Raw genomic sequence first — 25,855 nt, 5'->3', positions numbered from 1 at the left:
AAACAAAAAAAGAGCACTCCGTAGAGCGCTCTTTTTCCTGCGATTTGGTGCGGGGAAAGGGACTTGAACCCTCACGCGATTGCTCACACATGATCCTGAATCATGCCTGTCTGCCGATTCCAGCATCCCCGCCTATTACCGTTCAACATTATAACACGGACTTTACCTTCTGTAAATAAAGATTAACAAATCCGCACGGTAGGTATCGCCAAAAGAAATCGACCGACAAGAACCTTGCCGGTCGCCTTTGGCAGGGCGACGCGCTTTCGCTTTCCGTCGCCGCTTTGTGTTGGTGCGGAGAAAGGGACTTGAACCCTCACGTGATGACTCACACATGCCCCTCAAACATGCCTGTCTGCCGATTCCAGCATCTCCGCTCGCCTCACGATAATAAATTATAACACAGTGCTTACAGTGTGTAAACACAAATTTAAATTATCGGGAAAAAATTTCTTCCGTTCTCGTGAACTGAGACTCTTATTATAGCATATCGATTTCGAAATGCAAAGTTGAATTTTGCCTTATTTATTCTTCGGACAAATACACGTCGTCCATACCATTGTAGACATTGTAGACATTGGGCCTGAGCATGCCCTGCACTCGATCCCCCTTGATCAGCACTTTTTGCTTAAATAGGATGGGGATATAGGGCGTATCCTTTTGAAAGATGCCGTAGAGCTCTTGCACCAAGGCTCTGCGCTCGTCTTCGCCGCGCGTCAAGGCGAGCTTCTCCAATATTCGATCCGCTTCCGGATTGCCGTATCGGCTAAGATTCATCTCCCCCACAGAGGCGGAATGGAGCACCGACTCCAGATCCGGCGCGGCGGAGAAGTTCATGCCGACGATGGCAATTTGATAGCCGCCGCTTTTTACCGTCGAAAGAAAGTCCCCGCCTTCTTCCGCTTCTCCTTCCGTAGGAACCGCCAGCGTCTTGAGCTCGCATTGTACGCCAATTTTTGCCCAGTCGTCTTTGAGCATGCCCGCTTCGGTCTTCATTTTTTCGTAGGCGGGGTCGACAAGGATCGAAAGTCTGAGGGGTGCGCCGCCCGGCTTTTCCCGGTAACCGTCTCCATTTGTGTCTTTGTAGCCGGCTTTGTCCAACAGTTCGGCGGCGGCATCGGTGCTGGTATATGCTTCTTCTTTGGCAAAAAGACCGCCGGAGATCTTGGGATTTAAGAAAAAGTTGGCGATGGTTCCCTGGGAAAGGTACAAGCTGTCGCGAATTCTGCCCTTATTGACGGCGAAGTCCAACGCTTTTCTGAGGGCGGGATCCGAAAGATCGGCATTGGCGGTGTTTAGGCACACCGTCTCTACGCGCTGTGACTCGAAGGGTTCGAGTCGTTTGGGATGGCCCGCGCGGTATTTGTCCCAGGTGTAATCGTCCAACACACAGAGGTCGATCTGTTCCGCCTCGTATGCCTGGCGAATTGCCGCCGGATCGGAGAGGATGATCCCCACGATTTCGTCGACATAGGGAAGATTGCCGTGGTAGTTGGGGTTTTTTTCCAAAAAGACTTTCTTGTTTTTTTCGAATTTCTTAAAGATATAAGGGCCGGATCCCGTCACCTTAAAGTCATCTTTTTCCGCCATATCTTCGGTACTCATCAAATGCGACGGCAGGATGGGAAAGGCGAGCATTTCGCGAAAATTTCCGTAGGGTCGGTCGAATTCGAAGTCGATATTGCGCGCATCAAAGATCACTGCCCGCATCATATCGGCGAGGGGCTTTGCCGAACGCACGCCGGCACTATGGCGAATCATGCGGGGATACGGCGCCTCGGCGTCCATCGCCTTGATCGCCCGAAAGGTCGCATCGACGTCTTTGGTGGTTAGAGGCGTGCCGTCTTCCCAAAAAATCCCCTTGCGAAGGGTCAAGCTCACCCGCCTGCCCCCATTGGAAACCTCCACGTGCTCTACCAGAGAAGGAATCATTCTGCCACTCCCCTCGAAGACGAAGAGCTGATCGTATAGCAATTTGCTGAGCTGAAAATACGATTGGTTTTCGGTCAGCAAAGGGTTCAGCGTATCGATATTGGTGAGCGGAACGTGAAGCGTGCCCCCCTCCCTGCGTTCGGCCACGGGTCGATCCTTCGAATCTATCTCTTTGGCGCTTCGCAGGCCGCCGCTGCAGCCGACGAGCAGAAGCAAAAGAGAGAGCAGAAGGACGAGAAATTTACGCGCCTTCAATACCCAGCGCCTCCAATGCGGTGTCTACCTGGTGATACAGGTGCAGGAGATCCTTGGAGTTGTCAAAGATCCGGGTGGCGTATTGCTTTTTTTCTTCCGAAGGCATTTGGGCGGCGATCTTTCGCAGGGCGTATTCTTCGTCGATATTGTCCCGCTGCATCAGGCGCTTTTTCTGCACCTCGGGGTCTGTGTCCAACAGCCATATTTCGTCGAATACCAGGCCGTTTTCGCGCATTTCGTCGAGGTTCTCGATTAAAAGCGGAATGTCGTAAAATACCGGGCCGTATAAGTTCTTCGAAAGGTCGAGCATGGCGCGGTAAATCGGCGGGTGCAAAATGGCATTGAGCGCCTTTCTCTTCGCCGCGTCTGAAAAGACGACTTCCGCCAACTTTTCGCGGTTCAGTGCACCGTATTCTAACACGTCGTCGCCGAAGGTCTCGGCGATTTTTTCGAGATAGACAGAACCCGGCTCCACCAATTCCCGCGCGATCAAATCCGCATCGATCACCGGCAGATTCCAGCCGCCCAAATAGGCGGAAAGAATGCTTTTTCCCGATGCGATGCTCCCCGTAATTCCGATTTTACTTTGTTTCATACCAATTCTCTCCTGTCTCTACATCCACCTTGACCGGCACATCGAGCGGCAGCGCCTCTTCCATAATGCGTACCAACAGCGCCTTGACGCGCGCCTCTTCCGATGCCGGTGCGCTGAGAATCAATTCGTCGTGCACCTGTAAGAGCAGCTTTGCCGCGAGGCACTCTTCCTTCAACCGGAAATATACTTCGACCATCGCTTTTTTGATCATATCCGCCGCCGTCCCCTGGATCGGCATATTGAGGGCGATGCGTTCGCCGAAGGAACGCACACTGAAGTTCTTGGCGGAAAGCTCCGGGATATATCGCCGGCGGTGAAATAGGGTTTCCACATAGCCCTGCGCCTTTCCCGTCTCGACGATCTCTTCCATAAAACGGCGCACGCCGCTGAACTTCTCCAGATAGTTGTCGATATAGGTCTTTGCTTCCTTCCGCGGAATGTCGAGATCCTGCGAAAGTCCGTAGTCGCTGATGCCGTAGACAATGCCGAAGTTCACCGCCTTCGCCCTGGATCGCATCAAGGTATCGACGGCATCGGCCGCGACGTGAAATACCTGCGATGCGGTGGTGCGGTGAATGTCCGCTCCGTCGCGAAACGCCTGTTGCATCACCGGATCGCCCGAAATATGCGCGAGGATGCGCAGTTCGATCTGGGAATAGTCCGCGTCGATAAAGCGCGCGCCTTCTTCCGCATAAAAGGCTTTTCGAATGCTGCGCCCGATTTCGGTCTTGATGGGAATATTCTGCAGATTCGGCTCCGTGGACGAAATGCGTCCGGTGGCGGCGACGGTCTGTTGAAAGACCGAGTGGATCTTTCCGTCATCGGATATAACGCTCTTGAGGCCTTCGACATAGGTCGATTGAATCTTTGTATACTGGCGATACGCCAAAATCAGATCGACGATTTCGTGTTCGTGGCGGATTTTTTCGAGCACATCCTGCCCCGTACTGTAGCCGGTCTTGGTCTTTTTGATCGGCGTAAGTCCCAGCTTTTCAAACAGAACGGCGGACAGCTGCTTGGTGCTGTTGATATTGAACGGTTCTTCTGCAAATGCATAGATTCTCTCGGTGAGCTCTGTGATATGCGCAGAAAGATCCTCTCCGATCGCATCGAGGACCTCGACATCCACACACATTCCCTCGTATTCCATCGAGGCGAGGACCTCGACCAAGGGCATTTCGATCTCTGAAAAGAGTGCCCACATATTCAGCGTGCGCAGCTTTTCCTCTTGCTTTTCGATCACATGGGGCAAAAAGCGCGCCAGTTCGGACAGATACAACACGACGTCTTCTTCCGCTTCGCCGGGCGCAATACGGCTCTTGCCCTTTCCGAGAATCGCCGCCTTGGACTTGACCTCTCGATTTTCGTAAAGGCCGATCAAATGCGCCGCTTCGTAATTGGATTTGGTGGGATCGAGCAAATATTCGGCGATTCCCGTATCGAAGTCGACCCCCTTCAGGTCGATGCTGTAGGAAAAGGCATAGAGAAAGAGGTCCTTGAGATCCGATCCCCGTAGGGTCACTTTCGGATCCTCCCAAAGACTTCGCAGCACAGAAAACGCCTTCGCATCGGGTTCTTTTACGATGCAGCCCGCATCCTCGGTATAGAGGAGGAGATAATCCGGCGTACCACCGTCATAGGGCTTTTCTTCGGCGACCAAATGCACATAGACCCGCTCCCGATCCGCCATCTCCTTCGCCGCTGTTGCGGCATCGACCAAGGGAAGCGGCGTCGCTTCTTCGTGAAAGTCCTCTTCTTCCGAAGGCAGGCGGTTCAGCAGACTGAAGAACTCGTACTCCTTGTAGAGATCGCGTAGGCCTTCCATATCGTAGGGCTTGCGCTCGATATCCGCCAGCTCCAAATCCAGCGGAATATCGGTAATAATCGTGCCGAGCTTTTTGCTCAAAAACGCCTGCTGTACATTTTCTTCCAAGTTCTCGCGACGCTTCTTGCCGCTGACCTTGTCGAGATTGTCGTAAATATTTTCGAGCGTCTCAAATTCCGTAAGGAGCTTGATGCCGGTCTTTTCGCCGATGCCGGGTACGCCGGGGATATTGTCGCTGCTGTCGCCCATCAGTCCCTTGAGGTCGATCAACTGCTCGGGCGTAAGGCCGTATTCCTCGCCGATCCGCGCCACGTCGAAGACCTCCATCTCCGAGATTCCCTTCTTCGTCATCAGCACGAAGATATCCTCTTCGACCAACTGGTAGTAGTCGCGATCGCCGGTGAGCAGATAGACCGATTTTCCCGCCGACTTTCCCATCTTCGCCACCGTGCCCGCTAAATCGTCTGCCTCGTAATCGGGCGAATCGGCGGTCTTGATATGCATTTTCTCTAAAATCTTCATCAAATACGGCCACTGCTGATCCAGCTCCGAAGGCGTCTTTTGCCGCGTGCCCTTATAGGCGTCGTAGAGCGCATGGCGAAAGTTGCGTCCCTTTTGGTCGAAACAGACCAAAACATAGCCCGGATCGATCCGTTCGATGGCGTTTTCCATCATAGAGACAAAGCCGTAGACCGCATTCGTATACATCCCCCGCTTGGTCTTTAAGAGCGGCAGGGCGTAAAACGCGCGAAAAAACAAGCTGCTTCCATCTATTACTAATACAGTATCTCGATTCATAGTCCCTCCTTCGATCATTATACACGAGTTCGGCGCGTCGCGAAGGATCGATGAAAAGAAATCCCCGGCATTCTTTGCTTTTGCAATTCCCCTTGTTTTTTATGTCTCTACCCCGTACAATCATCGGGGAAAGGCGCGGCGGTACCGCAAATCGACTTCGCCGTATCTCGTCTGCCCATTCACATATCCCTCTGCCGAAATCCCGTCGTGCAATCCTATACGGTACGGTTTCGGCGCGGTAAAAAGGAGAAATACATATGGCATATTATCCTGAAGCTGCCTCATACTTCGATGGCGGCTTGCTCGAACTGATCGGCTTAAAGATTCTTGGCGCAATCGTCTGCGGCCTGACATTTGGCCTCGCCGCCCCCTGGGCCTTTACCCTGATCTATAATTACGAAGCGAGACATACGGTGATCGAAGGCAGGCGACTCCGCTTTACCGGCACCGCCATGGGCCTATTCGGCCAATGGGTAAAGTGGCTTCTGCTCACCGTAATCACCTTCGGCATTTATGGATTTTGGGTCAATCTCGCGTTGATCAAGTGGAAGACGAAACATCTCGAATACGAATATTGATGCCTTCATCGATTTGGGCAACAAAAAAGCACCCGGCGCCGGGTGCTTTATTTCTTGTAAATCTTTTTTCGATGCTCGATGTCGATTGCCACGATAATCAACTTGTTGTCGTCGATCTCACATAGGATTCGATAATCCCCGACCCTATACCGCCAAAATCCTCGCAAGTTTTGGGATAGCGCCTTTCCTCTATACCTGGGTTCTTCTAAGCTTTCAATCTTACGCAGATACTTTCGTATTCGAGTGGAAACAGCTTTGTCGAGCTTCTTTAGCTGCCGCAGAGACTGCTCGGAGTAGATAAGTGTATAACTCATCTTTCTAACTCTTTATCGACCTCATCGGCGGTATAGAACTTCATAGAATCCTCATTCTTGAGATACTCTTCCACGATGCCTACATCGTATTCATCCTCTATGGAGGAAAGTAGCGTCTCTCTGGCCCAATTCGAAATCGATTTGTTCTTTTCTTTCGAGACTCGCTTGAAAAGTGCTTTGTCCCTTGATTTTACGCGGATAGTAATTGTTTCCATATCCTCCCTCCTTATGTTACATTGTAACACGTCAGAAATTAAATTTGAAGATTTGATTGTTTAAGATTGCAACACAACAAAATCTGGGCATTAAAAAGCTGTTTACCAACGACCGGCTAAACGCCGAATTCACCCATTTCGAATCCTTCTTCTCTTCCGGTTCGCGATCATTGTTTTCTTGAGCCGTGTGTGCATCGACTGCTATTTCTTCCTTCAATTCTTCGCTCATATCTGCCTCCCATAGTTTAAATTTACAATGCTTGACTTCCCGTAGCTTTTTACACCTTCAACGCTTGGGCAAGGATAGCCCCGGAGTTGCACGAAGTCTACTCTTCTATCCACGCGGCCGGAGCCCCATCCCTCCGGCCGTACTATAAAGAAAGGAGGTGTCGGGGCAGTTTAAGGTCTTGCCCGGGACCCTCTCATTTGCGGGGGCCTTTCTGCACATTAAAATAACGCTGCTTTTTCTGCAGCGCTTTAAACTCTTCCTCGTCTAAAATTCTTTGCATGGCAATCTTGTATTTCTTCTCGTATGGATACCTTCGCTGGTCAATCAGCCGTCTACAACACTTCGCTTCTTTTTTGGTGAAAAAATGCGCGTGTTGTGTGTACTGACCGCCTTCACGCTTCAATAATCACGGGCGTTCAAGATTTGTACACTTCTTAATCGTCAGCTTCATAATTCACTAAAAAAGGCATCCGCCGGGATGCCTTAAATCTTATTTATTTTTCTCTTTTTTGGTAAACACCGGATGCGTGTCCATCGACATCCTTCTTTCGTAATGTATTCGCGCCAGTTCCGGATTTTCTTTCATCCTTTCTTGGAAATTTCTGATTCTTTGTTTGATTTCTTCTCTTAGCTCGGGTGTTAAAGTTGGGTTACTCGTCTCTTTTTGATCCATCTTCAACCTCCTTTTTTAGCATTCGTAAAGTATACACAGGAACATTTTCTTCCTTGTTGATGTTTATTATCTCAAATTGGCTACCCCTTTTCAATATATACTCATTCTCCCCATAGGGCGAGTTCCAGCCGATATAAGCACCATTCTTGCCTCTGGGCACCCGTATTTCGAAGAGCACTTTCTTTCCCTCTTCTGTGGCTTTTGGAAATGTTTTTGCGATTCTGCGTTCTACAGAAGTTGAAAGGAACCCCTTTTCAGTAATAATTTCCCCGATACTGTGCCCCTCATAAATTTCTCGCTTTGCCCCTCTATAAACAAGAATACTTTCCTCTGTACTAAACTTGTCTAAAGTGGCATCTAATACTTCGATTCTAGACTTTGTCTTTGCATCTATTTCCTGTGGTCGATTTAACTGCTGATTTATTTTTATATATCCATCCAGCATATACTCTGTCAGCACATTGCGTTCATCTTCAGGTAATTGGTCATACACCAAGTCATGATCTTCTTGAATTTTTTCCATCAATTCATCTTCTACAACTTGGAAAATACTCTCATCCGGATCATATTCATAAAATCCGGCTATCGAACATTTGCAGAATGGATGCATCGGCGGCACGTTCTCGCCAATATTTCCTTTCGCCAACGAAAAAACTTCGCCATCGTACGGTGCGCAAATATGGCACGCACCGGGTTCACAAATCCACACATAGGCATTAAACCCCGCTTCGGTAAGAGCGCTGATCCGTGCCTCGTTCATCACCCTGGAGGTTTCTGTAATGGCCAATCGATTGGCGGCATACAGCGTGTTTTCCCTTCCCGTATCTGCCATATTTTTCCGTACCAGAGTTCGCATTTCCCGCGCCCAAACTTTCGGATTCTCTCCCCGAAGGAGTGACCGCGTAAGCCCGCGCTCCAGCTTCGCCTGTAGATCGTGTTGACTTGCCCATATCCGACTACTAAAACGAGCCGATCGAAAGTCCCCATTGATGACCCGATCGGCTCGTTTTAATATCTTTTCTCTTGTTCCTTTTCGAAGGCCCAGAATGTCCGCTTGTCTTTCGACTTCTTCTGCATATGCTTTTTGCAGTCGCTCTTTAAGCATCTTTTCTTCTTTGTCGGCCAGACCAATGGTCTCCAGGCGCATCTCGTGTTCCATCATTTGCAGCCGGGAAACGCGCATCTTTAAGTTATATAGCCTCAACTGCCGATTGGCCTCTTCGCTGAAATCTTTCGCTTCCACCAACTTCTGCGCTTTTTCTGCAAATCCCGCCGCATCGAACTTGGTGATCCGTTTTTTTGCCTCCTCGATCGGAACCCCTTCAGATAAGGCATACCGCGTATATAGACTTTCTACTGTCTTTAGCATATCCTTCGCGGTATCTTCGTACAGCTTCGTTAGCGCCTCTTTGTATGCCAGATCATCGCGAATCACCTGATCAAAATGTTCCGCTTCCCTTGCTTTAGTATACGCAAACTGACGCTTTATAAATTCATCTCTATTCATCGGCGTTCATTTCCGCATCAAACGTCGGCAGCGGTGCCTCTTCTTCCTGAATCCGCTTCATCTCCGCCTTCGCATCCTTAATAATCGATAGGCTATTTAGCGCTGTCTCATCGCTCACAAGACCCGTCAGCAAGTTGGCCGTTTGCGCTTCCTCAAGCAGATTCGCAGGCGTGTTTCGCGTGAATATAAAGTGCAGTCCGGCTAGATCTTCGGGTGCGATCGCCGTATTGGCAAGCACCGCGATCAACCGATAACGGCGACGAAAGCCTTTCGTAAACTTTCTCTCCTTTGTATTGGCGAGATTACTCATGCTCTGCAGCTTATACCGCAAAGCAATCCCACTGGATGCCCCGAAATCCTTGTCGTTGATATTGGCCACCATCGACAAATTAAAAATCAGCGTCTCCAGCCGATTAATCAGGTGCTCTTGCGTCGCATCGCCATCGGGCTTGTCCATAAACTCCACGATCAAATCATAGGCTCCATCATTTCTTCGGGCAACACTTTCGCAAACAAGCCATGCTTCTCCGCATTCTTGCTTCTTCGCATACTTTCTGGCTTCGGCTCTATACTCGATCCACCATGTAACTAACAGCGGCCAGTACTCGGATGATCTGCTCCCATTCGACCGCTTTTTACATGGTGTGCCCGTTCGCGTCTTTGCTTCACATACATTTTTCTTTTGCGCGTCAATCACCTCACCCCTCTAAAAATCTGCATAAAAAACGCCCCCAACAAGGACGCAAGAAATATATATAGTTATCTACAATACAATTGTCTCATGGAAAAACCGTGCAAAACATGCAAAGTTAAAAATAGACCTAAAAAACGGGAGATGCTGAAACAATTCAGATCTCCCTATAAAAAACCTTAATATCTTCCTGTCATTTAATTGAAATCATACCTAATCTTCAAATCATTCAACTGATTATAACCGATTTTTCCTTCTTTTTGCAATCTACCTACAACCACCCCCGGTGAGATATTAATTTTTTCTGCAAAATTCTTTACGGTGTCATAACCAATATCATGGTTTTGAATATAGAGATCATATTCATCCGGCGGAATTAAGATATCTCTGGCAAAAACATCTGCCTCGTATTCATGATGTTCGGTTAATCCCAAATTATCATTAATGTGTCCTAGTATGATATGGCCTATCTCATGAAATAGACTAAACCAGAACCTGTCTGCATCTTTACCTCGTAACGTTAAACCGATAACGATTTTTTTGGAATCGTAGAACGTAGCGCCATGAAGAAAAGAGCCCGGTAAATGCGGCAAATAAACCAGCGCAATCCCAAGGTTCGCCAATTTTTGTTGAAGATCTATACTAAAGTGCGAATCTTTAGAAGTTGTTAACGCCCTAATTTCATTTAAGCTTCGTTTTAAACCATCTATATTAATCGGTTTAACTGGTATATTCCTAGCTTCTAATTTAGCCTTTTGAGCCCATACTAACAAATTAAGATCTTCTTTGTTGGCTTCATTTAATTTTCTACACGCAATTTGCATAGGTGCGTTTTCAGCAAGCAATTCTAAAGTTGTAATCTCAAAAAACTTTCTGAGATTAACAACACGCTCTTTTGGCTTTCTAGTTTCTTCAATCCAACCTAATTTAGAGATTTCATTATATGATATTTTTCTTGAAATCTCTATATCTTGATCCATTTCGTTTTCTTTCTCAACCTTCGTAAGGTTCTGTCTATAGATGGACTCTAAATTATTCCAGAAACTTGCGGGAATCCCTAGTACCATTTCCAAACGATAAGCAACGTCTTGGGTTAGTTGAGACTGTCCATTAATTAATTTAGATACATGCTTCTCCGATAGGTTCATGCGAGATGCAAAATCTCTTTGAATCATACCTCTGTCTTCAAGTTGCTCTTTAATGGTAGCGCCAGGCGGAATTGCTATATAATTTTTGCTTATCATTTTTCACCTCCAAAGTTCTAATGATAGTCCACTATCTCTTCAATTCGCGCTATCATCATTTTATCTTTCTTCACCGTGAAAATTAGTCGAAACGGATGGACTAGATCAACAGCATACTCCCCTTCTCGTCTTCCTTTTAAGGCGTGACACCGTCCAATTCTAAACTGAACCAAGGTATGAACCGTATCTACAGCTTCAATTTCATTGACACGTTGATGTATTTTTATTGCCATTTCTGGTCCATATTCTTTATTTGCAATTGCATATTTTGTACAAATTCTCTTTAGCTTTTTGGTTTTATAGCCTATCTGCAACGGTTCACCCCTTAATAATATTAACCCCATAGGTTAATATTATTATATACCAAGTGTTTATGATGATCAAGGAATCTAGAAATTATTTATCCAAACAGTCACTGAAAAACCAATTCAAATAACGATCGTGAATGGATCTTGCTGTTGCTTCGTTTGTGCTCCCTATGTACATTGATGTTTTGGTTCAAGTCCACCCATCAACATAACGCCTCTCAAAGATCATCCGAGTTCGGCTATCCGGTATAGACGCAATAAATGACTCCACTTCCAAAGTCATTTTTGTGCATTTCGCTTTTCTCTTTTGTAAGATTCTTTGTAATAGCCGCTTGTACGGGCCACTATCTTCGCTCTCAATCTGAGTGAAGGTTAAAAGCCCGCACACGATCGCGCACCGGCAAACTTAGCTTTTTTATTCGCACAATCTCCTTTTTAGATCCCGATACTGTGCAAGCTGCTGTTTATCCACCTTTTCCCTTTCTACATATTCACACGATTGTCGCGCGATTAAACTGCTGATTTTTGTAATTATACTTAAGTTATCGCACGATATACTCACGATTAAAGCGGCACATCGTTGCAATCCACTTCATAGTATTTGGCTTTATCATACTTGAGACTAAACTCACCATGATCTACTTGTAAAAGATGACATGCTAGAAGATTATAGCAAAGCCACCTGCGCAGAGTTTGCAAAAATCTTACTCTACGATCGTGAAGTCGAGCCTCGCACTATACACTGTTATAACTACCTATCGAAGCGAGGCACGGATTACTTTGAATCTATATGCATCGTGGATATCAAACGTACCCATATCATTGAATTTATAAGGCGATTGCAAAGGATGGTAAGCAAGGCGACAGGAAAACCTCTTTCGTCAAAAACCACAAAACATTACCAAGACGCCCTCAGAGCTCTGCTGAATTAAGCGATCTACCTGGATATTATCGACACGAATCCCGCTGATGGCGTCAAAATTGAGCATTAAAAAACGGCTAAATTGCAACGTTAGCGCAATTTAGCCGTTTGTATCCTTGGTGCCGGAGGCGGGACTTGAACCCGCACGGTGTTGCCACCGCTGGATTTTGAGTCCAGTACGTCTGCCGATTCCATCACTCCGGCTCGACCGATACCATGTAATTATAACAGAGGTTCGGCCGCGTGTAAAGGATATATTTTGAAATTGTCAATTACATACGAAGGAAAGATTCGTATGCGCGATAGGTGGAGTAGATATCCGCCTTGGATGCGACTTCAAAGGGCCCGTGCATGGAAAGAAGAGCGGTGCCCAAGTCGACGACGTCCGCTCCGGTCTCCGCCAGGATAAATGCCACGGTGCCGCCGCCACCTTGGTCGACTTTGCCCATTTCTCCCACCTGCCAGCGAATGCCTTCTTTGGAAAAGTGCATCCGAAGTGCAGAGAGGAATTCCGCGTTGGCATCGTTGGTGCCGCTCTTTCCGCGGGCGCCGGTATACTTCATGAGGCATACGCCTTCGCCCAGGCGCGCCGCATTTTTCGCATCCATTACATCTTTATAGTTGGGGTCGACGGCGGCGGTCACATCGGCGGAAAGTACGGTGCTTCGAGCCAGGGCGCGCTTTACCGCCATATGGCTGTCTTTGCCCATGGCATAGAGAATTTCCGCCACGGCATTTTCCAGATAGCGCGCGCTCATAGAGGTATTTCCGACCGATCCGATCTCTTCCTTGTCGGCAAACACGGCGACACAGGTCTTTTCGGGATCTTCTGCGGCGAACAGCGCCTCCATCGCCGCGTAGGCGCAGACGCGGTCGTCCTGTCCGTAGGCGCCGATCATGCTGCGGTCCAGCCCAAGATCTCTCGCCTCGAAGGCGGGGACGACTTCCAGTTCCGCGATTTCAAAATCCTTCTCTTCGATGTCGTATTTTTCCTTCAACAGGGCGAGAATTTCGGCCTTTACGTCGTCATTCGCGTCCTTATGGCCGAAGAGGACATTGAGGTTTTCGCCGGTGATGCCCTCCGCTAGGGTCTTTTTGTTCTGCTCCTTGCTCAAGTGCGGCAAGAGGTCGGTGACGGTAAAGATGGGATCTTCTCTGTCGGATCCGATATTTACCTCGATTTTTTCTCCCTTTTTGTTGAAGATTACGCCGTGGATGGCGAGGGGGATCGTCGTCCATTGGTATTTCTTAATGCCCCCGTAGTAGTGCGTCTTTAAAAGCGCCAAATTCTCCTCTTCATAGAGGGGATTTGCTTTGATGTCCAATCGGGGCGAGTCGATGTGGGCGGCGACGATGCGCATGCCCGCCTCTATGTCTTCGCCGATCCGAAAGAGCAGTACGGATTTTTCTTTGTTCAAGACATATAACTTATCCCCGCGCGATACGGTCTTTTTTTCGGAAAACTCTTCGAAGCCGTGTGCCTTCGCCTTTTCGACAATGGCACGGGCGGCGAGGCGCTCGGTCTTTGCGGCGTTCAAAAATTCCTTATAACCCTCCGAAAAGTCGTAGATGGCATCGATCTGTTCGGTTTCTCTCCATATCGTCTTCGTTTCCAACGGTATCCCTGTCCTTTCATTCTGTCTGTTCGCTGTTTTCGTTCGTTTGCGTCGCATTTGCGCCCTCCGCGGCGTCGGTCGCCTGCGTGGCGGGCGGCGCTTTGTGAAGAAGGCTGTATGCCAGCATTTGCGCCATTAAGCGCTTGGCGGGCTGTTTCATATTGCCGTCTTCATCAAAAAAATCTCCCTGGGTCTTGGCCTCGCCGTACCAGTCGATCAGCGCCACATTGGCGTAGTCGGATGCAATCCGGTTGAAGACGTCGTTGTTTTTGTCTTCGTAGGCGGGATCGGCGACGACGGTAAAGAGAAAGATCGCCCGCCCTTCGGCGGCATCGACGATTTCTTTTACCTCGGCATAGCTGACCGGTCCGTCGTTTCCGATCTGGAGCACCAAGGGGGTGTCTTTATCGATATCTTTTACCCGTTTTGCGATCTCGGGAATCGTAAGATGTTTGCCCGCCTCGAGAGAAATTGACGGCATGATCTTTGCATAGGCCTCCCGAAGCCCTTCTATGGCACTATTGCCCCATACATATGCCTTTTTATCCTGTAGGATAAATAGATCGTCGTTGGTCAGTTTGTAGGCGGGTTTTTGGGCGTTGATTTGCTCGATCGCCGCCGCGAGTTCGTTCGACGGTTGAAAGCGCTCGGTGACGGATCGGTTTTCTGTCGTATCTTTTTTGTCCGCCTCCACCGTCTTTACCACTTTCTCTCTGTGATAGATGGGAAGCATCGGTTTCTCTTCTTGGGTCGCGTAGCTTACGGCGAGCAACATGATCAGGGGCACTGCAAATGCCGCCAAGACACGGCGCGATGCGATCTCTCGCTTTTCAAAAAAGTAGTGGGATGCCTGGGCCGCAATCAGCAATACGGGAAAGGCGAGCAAAGTCTGTAAGGTCTCGCTCCCGCCCAGGGCGCGGACCAACCTGCCCGTAAAAAAGAAGCTCGGCATGCTATACAGATAGATTTCATAGACGCGCTCCCCCAAAAACGAAAAGAGCGGAAACGTGAAGATGCTGAAAAACGACTCCCCGTCCCGAAATAAGAAAAGGAAGAAGAGATTAAAGAGCAAAGTGGCACACAGCAGCCCGCCGAAATAGGCGGGGGGGCCTTCGGGCATGAAAAATACCGAAATCACAAACAGGATCAAAATCCCCAATAAGGCGATGTCTCGATTTCCCTCTGCCGCTCTCCCCTTTCCCATGGTGGCATAGAGGACGAAGAGGCCCGAGAGAAAAAAGCTAAATAGTCGGCTGTCGGGCATATAAAAAATCCGCGTGGCGGAAAATCCCAATCCCCCGTAAATGCCCATCAAGAGCACCGACACACCGGAGATGAGGCCTAAGAGCAAACATAAAGAAATGATCTTTTGCTTGGTCTTTTTCCCCGTAATACAAAATGTAAACACCAGATAAAATTGCACCAAAAGCGAGAGAAACCACAAATGGCCCAATGGCGACGGCTGATGAATGCTCAGCGGATGGCCCTCTATGCTCTGAAAAAAATTATTGCCGAAGAATAAGGCGCTCAGCGCCTGGCCGCGAATCAGCGGCAAATCCTGGAAAAAGAATATGGCGTATAAGCAGGTACTTACGCAGACCATCGCCAAGAGCGGCGGCCAAAGTCGCCGGATTTTTTCTGCAAAATACGGACCGGCATAGATCTTCTCTTTAATGTAGGTCTCGACACTCAAAAATCCGAATAGGGCGAACAAAAAATGATAGCCCAGGTGCGCGCCGGTAAAGATCTTATCCGCCGCGATATATAGAACTATAAAACAGAGGGCGAAGCCTTTCAGCCCGCGCTCGACATCTTCTTTGTATGCATTCATTCCACAAAAACTCTCCTTCGTCATGATTCTCTCATTCTATCATAAAGCGCCCGGAGGCAGAAGAATCGCCGAAAAATCGCGTTCATAAGATTTTTACATTTTTTTCGAAGAAAAGGTAGACAAGACCACCGAAAGTAGGTATAATAATCTCTGTTGCCGAGACATGCATCTTTAGCTCAGTTGGTAGAGCAACTGACTCTTAATCAGTGGGCCCAGGGTTCGAGTCCCTGAAGATGCACCAAATCGCCATTTACAGGCATTATCGGTACAGCAAATGACGATTTTATTCGTCCTTTGCCCAAGGGAGGATCTTTGGATCCTCCCTTTTTTTGTGCACTCGCTTGTTCAGACTTTAACGCGCATTTAACTTCGATTCTATCTATTCCACATACATTCGCCAAAAAAAGCGCCGTTATGGCGCTTTTCTTATTCCTTCTCCTCCCAATACCATTCCCAAACTTTTCGCAGAAAGACGTCCTTGTCTTTCTGTTGAATCCATTCGGATTGAAAGACGCGGTGGACCGCCTCGCTCGCCTGCTTCAGCGCGCGATAGTCGTCATAGCCCGCGTGGGATTTGTCGGGCATGGCAAATCCTTCGTCCTCGGTTAAAAGATAGTTGACGTCGACGGAAAAGATCTCCGCGAGTTTTTTATAGATCAGCCGATTTTTGGGATAACTGTCGCCGAGTTCATAATTTTTAATGGTGCGTACGCTTACGCCCACGGCATCCGCAAGCTCTTGCTGGATCCATCCCTTTTCGGTCCTCAGGATTTTGATTTTGTCCCCGAAGCGCATTAGAGCACCTTCGGTTCTATATGCCAAATTCTCTCGGCGTATTCCAAGATGGTGCGATCGGCGGTGAATTTGGCGGATGCGGCCATGTTCAAAAAGCTCTTTTTGTTCCAAGCTGCTTTGTCGGAGAAATCGCGCTCGATCCGGTCCTGGGTTTCGATATACGAGCGCAGATCATAGAGGATATAGTACTCGTCGTCTCTGCCCCACTGATTGTCCATCAGCGCTCGGTACAGGTCCAAAAACTTAAAGCTGCCCCCGTCGTCGAGATAGGTGCCGGTCAAGCTATCCACCGCTTCTTTTACCAGGGAATCTCTCGCATAGAGGGCATGGGGATCGTACTCTGCCGCCCGCAGTTCCTCCACGGTGGCACCGAATACATAGTTGTTGTCGATCCCCGCTTCTTCAAAGATCTCGATATTGGCGCCGTCCATCGTACCCAGGGTGACGGTGCCGTTCATCATAAATTTCATATTGCCCGTGCCGCTCGCTTCTTTGCCCGCGGTAGAAATCTGCTCGCTGACATCCGCCGCCGCGACCAAATGCTCCGCCCAGGAGACATTGTAGTCTTCGATAAAGACGACCTTCAACTTGCCGTCGGCGTCCGGGTCGGCATTCACCACCCGCGCGAGCTCGTTGATGTATTTGATAATCGCCTTGGCGCGGTGGTAGCCCGTGGCGGATTTTCCGCCGAAGATACAGGTGCGTGGCGTGAAGGGCGCGTGGGGGTCGGCCTTGATACGCGCGTACAAGTGATGCACATAGAAGGCATACATCAGCTGCCGCTTGTATTCGTGGATGCGCTTAATTTGGATGTCGAAGATGGAGTCGGGATCGACGACGATGCCGTATTCCTTTCGGATTCGCTCGGCGAGATGGCGCTTGTTCTTCTTTTTGATTTCGGCAAATTCCGACAAAACCTCTGCGTCGTCGGCGAGGGCTTTGAGTTTTTCGATCTCGTTGAAATTCTTGCGCCAGCCGTTTCCGATCCAGCGATCCACCGCCTTTGCCATCTCGGGATTGGCGAGCATAAAGAATCGACGGGGCGTGATGCCGTTTGTGACATTGGTAAATTTGTTCGGGTCGAAGTCTGAAAAATCCGCAAGCTCCGTATCTCGAAGAATCCTGGAATGAAGCTCCGCTACACCGTTGACCGTATGGGAAGCGAGAATTCCCAAATGCGCCATATACACCGTATCGTGTCTCAAAATCCGCATGCGCTCAATCCGATCATTGTCGTATCCGCGTATGCGCAAATGCTCCACATAATGGGCGTCCATGCGCTCGATCACCTTCATCGTATCGGGACAGACCTCATCGAGAATATTGCGGTGCCACTTTTCCATCGCTTCCTGCAGGATGGTGTGGTTGGTATAGCTAAATATGCTCTCTACCGCATCGATGGCATCTTCGAAGGCGAATCCCAATTCCTCGGTGAGGATGCGCACCGCTTCGGGAATGCCGATCACCGGGTGGGTGTCGTTGAGTTGGATGGAGATAATGTTTTTCAGCGTCTTGAGATCACGGTGTTCGATGCCGCCCTGGCGCATAAGGTCGCGAATCGTAGCCTGGGCAAAGAAGTACTGCTGCATAAAGCGCAGGACCTTCCCCTCCCGGCGCTCGTCGTTGGGATAGAGTACCCGGGTGATATTGGCGGCGAGTTCCCGATCTTCCACGGCGCCGATGTAATCGAACTCGTTAAACTTCCGAAAGTCGAAGTCATTGACCGCTTCCGCCTTCCAGAGCCGGAGGCGATTCACATTGTCCACCTGGTAGCCGGGGACGATGTAGTCGTAGGGCACGGCTTTTAGGAATACGTCTTTGAAGTCGACGATCACGGTTTCTTCCTCGACCCGCTGCCCCCAGAGATCGCCGTCTTTTAGCCAGTCGTCGCCCACTTCCACCTGGAACCCGTTTTCGAATTTCTGCGAAAACATCCCCATCTCGTAACGAAGCCCGTAACCTCGTAGGGGTACGCCCGTGGTGGCCGAGGCGTCCATAAAACAGGCGGCGAGACGCCCCAAGCCGCCGTTTCCGAGCCCCGCATCGGGCTCGAATTCATATAACTCTTCGATGCTTACTTGGTAGATCTCTTCGACGAGTTCTGCCACCAACGCCTTGGTATCGGACCCCAACGCGTGGAGGTGGTTGCGCAGGCTCTTTCCCATCAAGAACTCAAGGCTCATATAACAGGCGATCTTTCCCTTTTCGTGCAGATTGTGGGATCGAATGCGCCGGTCGTGATAGCGCAGGCGCACCGCCTTCGACAGCGCCCTCGCCTTCGACGCGATGGACGCTTCGTGTGCGGGCTTTGCCGTTTCCAGATCCAATGTCATTCGCAGATTGTTCTTCCAGGTTTCAATATCCATTGTTATCCGCCCTTTCTCCTATTCTCTGCCGAATGTACTCGGCCGTCTTCTCGTCCATATAGCGCGCGGGAATCTGCGCCCGCCAATTCCCCGTTTCGGTACCGGGTACATTGATGCGCGGTGCATCGTCCCATAGATCGGTGTGCTGAAAGATCACGATCTCCTCCGGTCGTTCCAGTGCATATTGTAACAGATTTTCCCGCGAGATGGGCTTTTTCAGGTAGTCTTCCCAACCCCTGCGCTCGAACGCGCCCATCTCTGAAACATAGCCGCCCAAAGGCGCCGTGTCGTGATTGCCCGTATAGTAGATCCGCGGATACGCTGAAATTGTCCCCGGCGCCTCGAAGGGCAATACCCCCATCCCCCGAAATCCGAAGGCGTCGCGGAATTCATAAAACGCCCGATCCAATGTGCCCAAATCCTCGATCAGGAATCGATCCCGCATCGACAGAAAGCGCGAGAGGAGTTCGCGCCCCGGCACCGGCGCCCAATGTCCCTCCTTCGGGGTCTCGCCGTAGGGAATGTGAAAGATCTTCTCGTACCCGCGAAAGTGATCCAGGCGCACCAGATCGTAGCGCTTCAAGGCGCGGCGAAAGAGGGCGGTGTGAAAGCGAAAGTCGTCCGCCCGCAAACGCTCCCAATCGTAGACCGGCGAGTCCCAGGTCTGGCCGGCGTCGTTAAAATCGTCGCCGGGAACGCCCGAGATATAGAGCGGGTTTCGATTTTCGTCGAGCAAAAAGTTTTCGGGCATGCGCCACAACTCTAGGCTGTCCCGCCCCGGGTAGTAGGGAAGATCGCCGACGATCGTTATGCCGAGGCCCCTCGCGTGGTTTCTGAGCGCGTACCATTGCCGGTCAAAGAGGTACTCGAGCACGGCGTATTTTTGCACCGCCGACTCGTTCCACAACGGCGCCACGGTATTTACATCGTAAATGCGGTAGCGATCCGGCCAATTCATCAGCACGCCGTACTGCCGGCGCAGAGCGCGAAATACCGCCACATCCTTTGCCCATGTGCCCTCTTCTTGTAAAAAGACCGCGTATCCCGGTTCGCGCGCCGCGCGTTCGAAATCCAAATACTCGAAGAGATAGTCTTCCTTTTCTTCCGCCGCCACCACATCCGCCCGGGCGAGCAATCCGTCTTCTGCAAGCGCCGTAAGATCCAACAGACCCAGATCCCCCGCCGACAAAGAAAAAGAAGCGTAGGGACTGCCGTAGGCATCCACGGGATTGATGGGCAGAATCTGCCAGTACGACAGACCGCTGCGGTGCAGAAAGTTCAAATAGTCTTTCACGACAGAAAAATCTCCCCGGCCGCCGGGCACGGGCAGAGAAAAGATCGGTGATAGAATTCCCGCTTTCACATGCGCCTCCTTTGCACAAGCAAAAAACCCTGCTTATGCAGGGTTTTCATCCGATGGTTCGTCGTCCTCGTTTTCCTTAGGGAGTATACCCGTTTCGCCATCTGTCTCTTCAGGATTTTTTGCGGCGGGAAGATCCGAGGATGCCCCACTAACGCTTTGGGGCTTTTCGTCCTCGACGGTAAGCGGCACATTGACGTCGCTATTTTTTTGTAAAATATCCATAAATTCCTGCCCTGTGATGGTTTCTTTTTTGAGCAGGTAATTCGAAATGGCGTGCAGGCTGTCCACATTTTCGGTGAGGATCTCGTGGCTCTTTTCCTGCGCGGCGGTGACAATGGCGTGCACCGCCATATCCACGTCAAAGGCGCGGCGGTCCGATACCGCAAGGGTCGTGTCGCCGCCGAGATATTTATTGGTGACGGTCTCCATGGCGACAAAGCCGAACTCGTCCGCCATGCCGTAGCGGGTAATCATGGCGCGGGCGATCTTCGTCGCCTGTTCGATGTCGTTGGAGGCCCCGGTGGTGCGGGTGTTGAAGATCAATTCTTCCGCCGCCCGTCCGCCGGTCAAGGTGACGATCTTGTTAAACGCCTCTTCTTTGCTCATTAAGAAGCGCTCCTCCTCGTCGACCTGCATGGTATAGCCCAACGCACCGCTGGTACGTGGAATGATCGTAATCTTATGCACCGGCGCCGATTCCTTTTGCAGCGCTGCCACCAAGGCATGGCCCACTTCGTGATAGGCGATGATTTGCTTTTCGCGGGGGCTGATCACCATATTCTTGCGCTCGTAGCCGGCGATGACCACTTCTACGCTCTCCATCAAGTCCTCTTCGCGCATTCGCTCTCTGCCCATGCGCACGGCGCGCAGCGCCGCCTCGTTGATCATATTGGCGAGGTCGGCGCCGCTCGCACCGGCGGTGGCGCGGGCGACGGCGTTATAGTCGATGTTCGGTTCGGTCTTTACGTCCTTTGCGTGCACCTTGAGGATCGCCTCGCGACCCATCAGATCCGGCAGTTCCACGGGAATGCGGCGGTCAAACCGTCCGGGGCGCAGAAGCGCCGGGTCCAGGGATTCGGGTCGGTTGGTGGCGGCAAGGATGACGACGCCGCCGTTTCCTTCGAATCCGTCCATTTCCGCGAGGAGCTGGTTTAAAGTCTGCTCCCGCTCGTCATTGCCCGAAAATCCCGCCCCGTCTCTCTTTTTGCCGATGGTGTCGATCTCGTCGATAAAGACGATACAGGGCGCCTTTTCCTTTGCCTGCTCGAACAAGTCCCGTACCTTGGCGGCGCCGAGGCCGACAAACATCTCCACGAATTCCGAGCCGGAGATCGAGAAAAAGGGCACCGACGCCTCGCCGGCGACGGCCTTTGCCATCAAGGTCTTACCGGTACCCGGCGGGCCGACCAAGAGCGCCCCCTTGGGGAGCTTGGCGCCGATTTCGCTATACTTCTTGGGATTGTAGAGAAAGTCGACGATCTCTCGGAGCGCTTCTTTGGCCTCGTCCTGCCCGGCGACATTGTCGAAGGTAATGCCCTCGACACTCTGGTCGTAGATCTTGGCATTGCTCTTGCCAAAGCTCATGGGACCTACGCCGCCTTTTCCCATCGACTTGGTCATGCTGCGAATAAAGATCTGCCCCACCGCCACCATCAACAGCACCATTAAGCCGAAGCTCAACAGGCTCTGGAGTATGGGGTTCATCTCGCTGGGGTATTCCCGGTCGAACTCTACGCCGTTTTCATACAGGCGGTTGACCAGACTTTCGTCGGGAAAGCGCGAGGTATCGTAACGGACCTTGTCCTCGCCCTTCACCGTAAAGCCGATGGCCTTATCGGCGATATGGGCCTCTTTTACCTTTCCTTCGTCTACTAATGTCAAAAACTCGTTATAGCTGACCTCTTTGGTCTGTACGGTGTCCTGCCGCATCTTGGGCATCAGCATAAACGAGATTAAAAATACGATTATGATGCCGATGCCGTAGTACAGAAACATCGGTCGGTTAAAATCTTTTTTCAATACACGCCTCCATTCACGTCCGTATTTATTTATACACTTATAAGGAAACTATTATTCATGGCCGCATTTGCGAGGGCCGTTTCTTACTATACGAACGGGTTCTGAAACCGTACTATACTACACCCACGGCGGAAAGGATACCGCAGCGCAAAAAATAGTCGAATTCGCCCGCAAATCGAGACAGATATTAGACATTCATGGAAAATCTTGTGTGTTCTATGTCGAGTCTGTGAAAGAACGCGAAAACACCGCCTTCTCGGGTGACAATCCGATTTTGCTGTGGTAAAATACGAAACAGAAATCGAAACACGAAGAATAGCGGAATTCCGCCATTTCAGCGGAACACGCGATAGGAGGAACGCCAATGAAAAAAATCGCACTTACCGGCATCGTCCTTGCTATGGGCCTCGTCACCGTCGCCTGCCAACAAAATTCCTCGGCGGCAGAAGTGCCCGAAAACCAAGTCGAGGTCGTCGAAAATCAAAAGGATACGGAAACCTTAAATGCCGAAGAAAAAGACGACGCGATGGTCGAAGAAGATACGGAAAACACCGATACAAAGAAAAACTTAAAAGATGACACTGAAAAAGAGGAAACCGACGCAGATACAAAAGAGACGGCAAAAGAAGAAAAAACCTATTCCGTCACCCTGAGCTATCCTTCCACCGACTATATTGTAGACGGCAAGGAAGACGCCAAGACGAAAACCGCCTCTGCCGAAATCAAGGCGAGCGAATCCGATATCGTAAAGAAAGTATTGGACCGCTTGGCACAAGATCCCGCCGCGGAAGGCGCAGAACCCACGGGATTGGATAAATTCGACTACGCGAAGTCCAAGCTCGACGGCACCACCGCAAAAGTCGACATCGCGGGCAATGCGAGCGGCGGCTCTTTGGAAGAAGACGTCATCGTCACTTCCGTCGTCAACAGCCTGCTCTCCGTAGACGGCATTCAATCGGTCGAGTTTACCGTAAACGGCAAACCCGCAGAAACCCTGATGGGCCATGTGGACATCACCGAGCCCTTTACGGCGCCCCTGTAAATTCATCGATCCGGACACAGAAAAAGGAAGCTCCCAAAAGGGGCTTCCTTTTTTTATCCGTCTCGAAACTCGGTCCTATGTTGCATGGCCGTCGCCACCGTAAGTTCGTCGTAATACTCCAAGTCGCCGCCGACGGGGATGCCGTGGGCGATGCGGGTGATCTTGATGTCGACGTCTTTGAGCATTCTCGCGATATAGCGCGCGGTGGTGTCTCCGTCCTTGGTGGGGTTGGTGGCGAGGATTAGCTCGCGAATCTCCTCTTTTTTAAGGCGCTCAAAGAGCTCCTTGATGCGAAGATCCGGCGGCAGTACCCCGCGTTCCGGCACGATGACACCGTGCAATACGTGGTAGAGGCCGTTGTATTTGGCGGTCTGTTCCATCACCTGCACGTCCTTGGGCTCTTCCACCACGCAGATGGTATGCCGGTCCCGATGCGCGCTCTTGCAGATGGGGCAGATCTCCTCGTCTGTGTAGTCGAAACAGATCTCGCATTCCCGAATCTTTTCCTTCGCCTCGAGGATCGCTTTGGCGAGCTTTTCCACTTCCCCCTGGTCGGATTCCAAGAGAAAATAACTGAGCCTCCGGGCGGTTTTTACACCTATGCCCGGCAGGCGGGAAAGGCGAAAGACGAGTTCTTCCAGAGGCCGTTCCACGCTTAAAACATCCCCGGCAGATTCATGCCGCCGGTCAGACGACTCATTTCCCCTTGGGTCTTTTCTTCCGCCGCGCTCATGGCTTCTCGAACCGCCGCGAGCAGCAAGTCTTCAAGGGTCTCTACGTCGTCGGGATCGACCACGTCGGGATCGATCTCTACCTTTAAGAGCTCCTTCTTTCCGTTGACGATCGCCTTTACCACGCCGCCCCCGGCGGTGGCTTCAAATTCTTCCTTGTCGAGATTTTCCTGCATTGTCTCCATTTCCTTTTGCAGCTTTTGAATCTGCTTCATCATGGAATTCATATTCTTTCCGCCCATATTGGGGAAACCTTTAGCCATTTTTTCCTCCTCTATCTACTTCTACTTTTTCGTCTCCGAACACCCGGCGCAGCGCGTCCAAGGTGGCGTCCTCGTCCGTCTTTTCGATAATTACGGCCCAGTCCTCGCCGAGCACCGCACGCACGCTCTCTTCGAGGGTCTTTCGATTGGTATCCTTCTGCACCGCATTCAGATGGAAGCGAAATCGCGGCAAAAATCCGATATGGAGCGCCCGGTTCTTCGCATACACCGTCTCCGCGTCCTTTAAGAGCGCAGCGCAGGCGATGTTTTCTGTGCGCACGCGCGATACAATTTCTTCCCAGCGCGCCGGCTGAAATTCTTCGGAAGGTATTATATCACGATCCGAATCGTCCCTCAAAGCCTCCGACGCCTCTTCGGCTTCGCGCGGGCTCTCGCTTTCTTGCGGTTTGGGGGGCCGCACAGAAGGCGAGGATGTATCGGATTTCTGTGCGGGTTCTCTCTTCGGAGTGCGCACGCGCACGGGTTTATCGACAGGTTCCTCTTCCGCTTCTTTATACAGCGTCTTTAACAGTAAGACTTCCAGCACCCCGCGGGGCTCCTTGGCGTATTTTAAAGCGTCCCTCGCCGCATCGAACAGGTCGATACAGCGAAACAGGTCCTTTTCTGTCAGCTGCCGCGTCTGGGCGATAAAAGTCTCTTTTTCCTCTTCCGCAAATCGGGGCGGAATCTTCTCGGCGTAGCGGTAGAACAAGAGCTCCCTAAAATACCTGAGGAGCGCGTCGTATAAGAGCGCGAGATTCCTACCGCCGAGATACGCATCTTCTACCACATCCAAAAGGAGCGCCGCATCGCCTGCGATCACTCCGTCCAGAATCCGAAAGATGCGCTCGTCCTCGCTCAACCCCAGGCTATTTCGTACCGCCGCCGCATCGATCGTATCCTCCGACAAAGAGAGGACCTGATCGAGTATGGACAGGCTGTCGCGCATAGAGCCGTCGCCGTGTACCGCAACGATATGCAGCGCATCTTCCGTATAATTGCGGCCCTCTTCGTCCAAAATGCGCCCCAGTTCACGGGCGATCTCCACTTCTTTTAAGCGGGAGAACGAAAACTTTTGGGAACGCGACAGGATCGTCGCGGGAATCTTTTGCGGTTCCGTCGTCGCCAAGATGAATACGGCGTGCGCAGGCGGCTCCTCTAAAATCTTTAACAAGGCGTTAAAGGCGCCTTTACTGAGCATATGGACCTCGTCGACGATATATACCTTTTTCTTCGCCACGGCGGGAGCGTAGACGATGTTTTCGCGGATCTCGCGAATGTCGTCGACCGAGTTATTGCTCGCCGCGTCGATCTCCATGACGTCGAAGAGCGATTCTTCGAGAATGCCCCGGCACACCTCGCACGCGTTACAGGGATTCGCCCCCCGAGGCTCTAGGCAGTTGATCGCCCGGGCAAAAATCTTCGCCACCGAGGTCTTCCCCGTCCCCCGCGTGCCCGAAAATAGGTAAGCGTGATGTATATGGTCTTCTGTGATTTGATTTTTTAGCGCGGTTACGATTTTTTCTTGACCGACGACTTCGTCAAATGTCTTCGGTCTGTATCTTCTATATAAGGCTTGCATAATCTCCTCCGAAATACCAGTATACCCTATCCTCCCTTTCTTCCCAATACAATTCACAGATCCGGCGCAAACAGAATTCCTTTAATTTTGACAGGATTTACACCAAATCATCACATAGGGTAGCTATACTAAGACCATATCAAGGATATGTATTTTAGGAG

The 25,855-nt window shown here is 50.6% G+C and carries 22 protein-coding genes and 4 tRNA genes; 3 read left to right on the top strand and 23 right to left on the bottom strand.

Annotated features, from left to right (window positions below; genetic code table 11):
• Window positions 1-45 precede the first annotated feature (45 nt).
• From EL294_RS03120 to polA, 5 genes are all read right to left on the bottom strand, one after another.
• Window positions 46-132: transfer RNA gene (locus tag EL294_RS03120), tRNA-Leu, on the bottom strand.
• Window positions 133-290: 158 nt separating this feature from the next.
• Window positions 291-377 (bottom strand) — tRNA-Leu (locus EL294_RS03115).
• A gap of 148 nt (window positions 378-525) precedes the next feature.
• A complete protein-coding gene (locus tag EL294_RS03110) occupies window positions 526-2,187 on the bottom strand; it encodes an ABC transporter substrate-binding protein (protein WP_126465144.1) in 1,662 nt (553 codons plus the stop codon).
• A complete protein-coding gene (gene coaE, locus EL294_RS03105; RefSeq protein WP_126465142.1) occupies window positions 2,174-2,782 on the bottom strand; it encodes a dephospho-CoA kinase in 609 nt (202 codons plus the stop codon). The genes EL294_RS03110 and coaE overlap by 14 nt, the downstream gene beginning before the upstream one ends.
• Window positions 2,769-5,405, bottom strand: a complete 2,637-nt coding sequence (polA, locus tag EL294_RS03100) for a DNA polymerase I (RefSeq protein ID WP_126465140.1) — start codon at window positions 5,403-5,405, stop codon at window positions 2,769-2,771. Before polA ends, coaE begins: the two co-directional genes overlap by 14 nt.
• 257 nt (window positions 5,406-5,662) lie before the next feature.
• Between polA and EL294_RS03095 the strand changes: the two genes are divergently transcribed.
• The gene (locus tag EL294_RS03095) at window positions 5,663-5,983 is read left to right on the top strand and encodes a YjgN family protein (protein ID WP_126465138.1); all 321 of its coding nucleotides are present in this window, start codon (window positions 5,663-5,665) and stop codon (window positions 5,981-5,983) included.
• Window positions 5,984-6,030: 47 nt separating this feature from the next.
• On the opposite strand, the gene EL294_RS03090 is transcribed toward EL294_RS03095, so the two are convergent.
• From EL294_RS03090 to EL294_RS03035, 11 genes are all read right to left on the bottom strand, one after another.
• Window positions 6,031-6,297: a type II toxin-antitoxin system RelE family toxin gene (locus EL294_RS03090; protein WP_126465136.1), complete on the bottom strand. Its 267-nt coding sequence runs from the start codon at window positions 6,295-6,297 to the stop codon at window positions 6,031-6,033.
• The gene (gene relB / locus EL294_RS03085; RefSeq protein ID WP_126465134.1) at window positions 6,294-6,512 is read right to left on the bottom strand and encodes a type II toxin-antitoxin system RelB family antitoxin; all 219 of its coding nucleotides are present in this window, start codon (window positions 6,510-6,512) and stop codon (window positions 6,294-6,296) included. Before relB ends, EL294_RS03090 begins: the two co-directional genes overlap by 4 nt.
• A gap of 31 nt (window positions 6,513-6,543) precedes the next feature.
• The gene (locus tag EL294_RS03080; RefSeq protein ID WP_126465132.1) at window positions 6,544-6,741 is read right to left on the bottom strand and encodes a hypothetical protein; all 198 of its coding nucleotides are present in this window, start codon (window positions 6,739-6,741) and stop codon (window positions 6,544-6,546) included.
• A 490-nt stretch (window positions 6,742-7,231) separates the two neighbouring features.
• Entirely contained in the window at window positions 7,232-7,414 is a 183-nt protein-coding gene (locus tag EL294_RS03070) for a hypothetical protein (protein WP_126465130.1), read from the bottom strand.
• On the bottom strand, window positions 7,392-8,921 hold the full coding sequence (locus EL294_RS03065; protein WP_126465128.1) for an ADP-ribosyltransferase: 1,530 nt from the start codon (window positions 8,919-8,921) through the stop codon (window positions 7,392-7,394). The genes EL294_RS03070 and EL294_RS03065 overlap by 23 nt, the downstream gene beginning before the upstream one ends.
• Window positions 8,914-9,618: a phage portal protein gene (locus EL294_RS03060; RefSeq protein WP_232006503.1), complete on the bottom strand. Its 705-nt coding sequence runs from the start codon at window positions 9,616-9,618 to the stop codon at window positions 8,914-8,916. Before EL294_RS03060 ends, EL294_RS03065 begins: the two co-directional genes overlap by 8 nt.
• A gap of 191 nt (window positions 9,619-9,809) precedes the next feature.
• Entirely contained in the window at window positions 9,810-10,856 is a 1,047-nt protein-coding gene (locus EL294_RS03055; RefSeq protein ID WP_126465126.1) for a helix-turn-helix domain-containing protein, read from the bottom strand.
• A 17-nt stretch (window positions 10,857-10,873) separates the two neighbouring features.
• Window positions 10,874-11,170, bottom strand: coding sequence for a type II toxin-antitoxin system RelE/ParE family toxin (locus tag EL294_RS03050; protein WP_126465124.1), 297 nt, complete (start codon window positions 11,168-11,170; stop codon window positions 10,874-10,876).
• Window positions 11,171-12,203: 1,033 nt separating this feature from the next.
• Window positions 12,204-12,290 (bottom strand) — tRNA-Leu (locus EL294_RS03045).
• A gap of 68 nt (window positions 12,291-12,358) precedes the next feature.
• Window positions 12,359-13,702, bottom strand: coding sequence for an aminopeptidase (locus EL294_RS03040; protein WP_232006502.1), 1,344 nt, complete (start codon window positions 13,700-13,702; stop codon window positions 12,359-12,361).
• Between the two features lie 16 nt (window positions 13,703-13,718).
• Entirely contained in the window at window positions 13,719-15,533 is a 1,815-nt protein-coding gene (locus tag EL294_RS03035) for an acyltransferase family protein (RefSeq protein WP_164715198.1), read from the bottom strand.
• A gap of 165 nt (window positions 15,534-15,698) precedes the next feature.
• Here EL294_RS03035 and EL294_RS03030 point away from each other — a divergent pair.
• A tRNA-Lys gene (locus EL294_RS03030) sits at window positions 15,699-15,774 on the top strand.
• Between the two features lie 185 nt (window positions 15,775-15,959).
• On the opposite strand, the gene EL294_RS03025 is transcribed toward EL294_RS03030, so the two are convergent.
• Genes EL294_RS03025 through ftsH form a run of 4 tightly spaced genes read right to left on the bottom strand, consistent with a single transcriptional unit; the run spans window position 15,960 to window position 22,052 of the window.
• Complete coding sequence (locus EL294_RS03025) at window positions 15,960-16,328, bottom strand: helix-turn-helix domain-containing protein (RefSeq protein ID WP_126465118.1); 369 nt, start codon at window positions 16,326-16,328, stop codon at window positions 15,960-15,962.
• Window positions 16,328-18,694: a glycogen/starch/alpha-glucan phosphorylase gene (locus tag EL294_RS03020; protein ID WP_126465117.1), complete on the bottom strand. Its 2,367-nt coding sequence runs from the start codon at window positions 18,692-18,694 to the stop codon at window positions 16,328-16,330. The genes EL294_RS03025 and EL294_RS03020 overlap by 1 nt, the downstream gene beginning before the upstream one ends.
• Complete coding sequence (locus tag EL294_RS03015; RefSeq protein ID WP_126465116.1) at window positions 18,684-20,057, bottom strand: 4-alpha-glucanotransferase; 1,374 nt, start codon at window positions 20,055-20,057, stop codon at window positions 18,684-18,686. The genes EL294_RS03020 and EL294_RS03015 overlap by 11 nt, the downstream gene beginning before the upstream one ends.
• 33 nt (window positions 20,058-20,090) lie before the next feature.
• Window positions 20,091-22,052, bottom strand: coding sequence for an ATP-dependent zinc metalloprotease FtsH (gene ftsH, locus EL294_RS03010; protein ID WP_126466302.1), 1,962 nt, complete (start codon window positions 22,050-22,052; stop codon window positions 20,091-20,093).
• Between the two features lie 388 nt (window positions 22,053-22,440).
• On the opposite strand from ftsH, the gene EL294_RS03005 reads away from it, so the two are divergent.
• Window positions 22,441-23,118 (top strand): GerMN domain-containing protein, encoded by a 678-nt coding sequence (locus EL294_RS03005; protein ID WP_126465114.1) that lies wholly within the window; start codon window positions 22,441-22,443, stop codon window positions 23,116-23,118.
• A 53-nt stretch (window positions 23,119-23,171) separates the two neighbouring features.
• Here the strand turns inward: EL294_RS03005 and recR are convergent, their stop codons facing one another.
• From recR to dnaX, 3 genes are read right to left on the bottom strand one after another with little or no spacing between them, the layout of a single operon-like run.
• Window positions 23,172-23,771 (bottom strand): recombination mediator RecR, encoded by a 600-nt coding sequence (gene recR, locus EL294_RS03000; protein ID WP_126465112.1) that lies wholly within the window; start codon window positions 23,769-23,771, stop codon window positions 23,172-23,174.
• Between the two features lie 2 nt (window positions 23,772-23,773).
• On the bottom strand, window positions 23,774-24,112 hold the full coding sequence (locus EL294_RS02995; RefSeq protein WP_126465110.1) for a YbaB/EbfC family nucleoid-associated protein: 339 nt from the start codon (window positions 24,110-24,112) through the stop codon (window positions 23,774-23,776).
• Window positions 24,105-25,694 (bottom strand): DNA polymerase III subunit gamma/tau, encoded by a 1,590-nt coding sequence (gene dnaX / locus EL294_RS02990; protein ID WP_126465108.1) that lies wholly within the window; start codon window positions 25,692-25,694, stop codon window positions 24,105-24,107. Before dnaX ends, EL294_RS02995 begins: the two co-directional genes overlap by 8 nt.
• Window positions 25,695-25,855 lie beyond the last annotated feature (161 nt).

It is taken from the genome of Aedoeadaptatus ivorii (assembly GCF_900638585.1).
GTDB lineage: Bacteria > Bacillota > Clostridia > Tissierellales > Peptoniphilaceae > Aedoeadaptatus > Aedoeadaptatus ivorii.
The sequence above is the reverse complement of the archived record's forward strand: the minus strand, read 5'-3'. Positions and strand labels throughout refer to the sequence as shown.

Bases quoted from the DNA above. Each gene is read 5' to 3' on its own strand.
- coaE (WP_126465142.1), bottom strand. From the start codon at position 2,782: ATGAAACAAAGTAAAATCGGAATTACGGGGAGCATCGCATCGGGAAAA.
- polA (WP_126465140.1), bottom strand. From the start codon at position 5,405: ATGAATCGAGATACTGTATTAGTAATAGATGGAAGCAGCTTGTTTTTT.
- EL294_RS03095 (WP_126465138.1), top strand. From the start codon at position 5,663: ATGGCATATTATCCTGAAGCTGCCTCATACTTCGATGGCGGCTTGCTC.
- EL294_RS03090 (WP_126465136.1), bottom strand. From the start codon at position 6,297: ATGAGTTATACACTTATCTACTCCGAGCAGTCTCTGCGGCAGCTAAAG.
- relB (WP_126465134.1), bottom strand. From the start codon at position 6,512: ATGGAAACAATTACTATCCGCGTAAAATCAAGGGACAAAGCACTTTTC.
- EL294_RS03080 (WP_126465132.1), bottom strand. From the start codon at position 6,741: ATGAGCGAAGAATTGAAGGAAGAAATAGCAGTCGATGCACACACGGCT.
- EL294_RS03070 (WP_126465130.1), bottom strand. From the start codon at position 7,414: ATGGATCAAAAAGAGACGAGTAACCCAACTTTAACACCCGAGCTAAGA.
- EL294_RS03065 (WP_126465128.1), bottom strand. From the start codon at position 8,921: ATGAATAGAGATGAATTTATAAAGCGTCAGTTTGCGTATACTAAAGCA.
- EL294_RS03055 (WP_126465126.1), bottom strand. From the start codon at position 10,856: ATGATAAGCAAAAATTATATAGCAATTCCGCCTGGCGCTACCATTAAA.
- EL294_RS03035 (WP_164715198.1), bottom strand. From the start codon at position 15,533: ATGAATGCATACAAAGAAGATGTCGAGCGCGGGCTGAAAGGCTTCGCC.
- EL294_RS03025 (WP_126465118.1), bottom strand. From the start codon at position 16,328: ATGCGCTTCGGGGACAAAATCAAAATCCTGAGGACCGAAAAGGGATGG.
- EL294_RS03020 (WP_126465117.1), bottom strand. From the start codon at position 18,694: ATGGATATTGAAACCTGGAAGAACAATCTGCGAATGACATTGGATCTG.
- ftsH (WP_126466302.1), bottom strand. From the start codon at position 22,052: ATGTTTCTGTACTACGGCATCGGCATCATAATCGTATTTTTAATCTCG.
- EL294_RS03005 (WP_126465114.1), top strand. From the start codon at position 22,441: ATGAAAAAAATCGCACTTACCGGCATCGTCCTTGCTATGGGCCTCGTC.
- EL294_RS02995 (WP_126465110.1), bottom strand. From the start codon at position 24,112: ATGGCTAAAGGTTTCCCCAATATGGGCGGAAAGAATATGAATTCCATG.
- dnaX (WP_126465108.1), bottom strand. From the start codon at position 25,694: ATGCAAGCCTTATATAGAAGATACAGACCGAAGACATTTGACGAAGTC.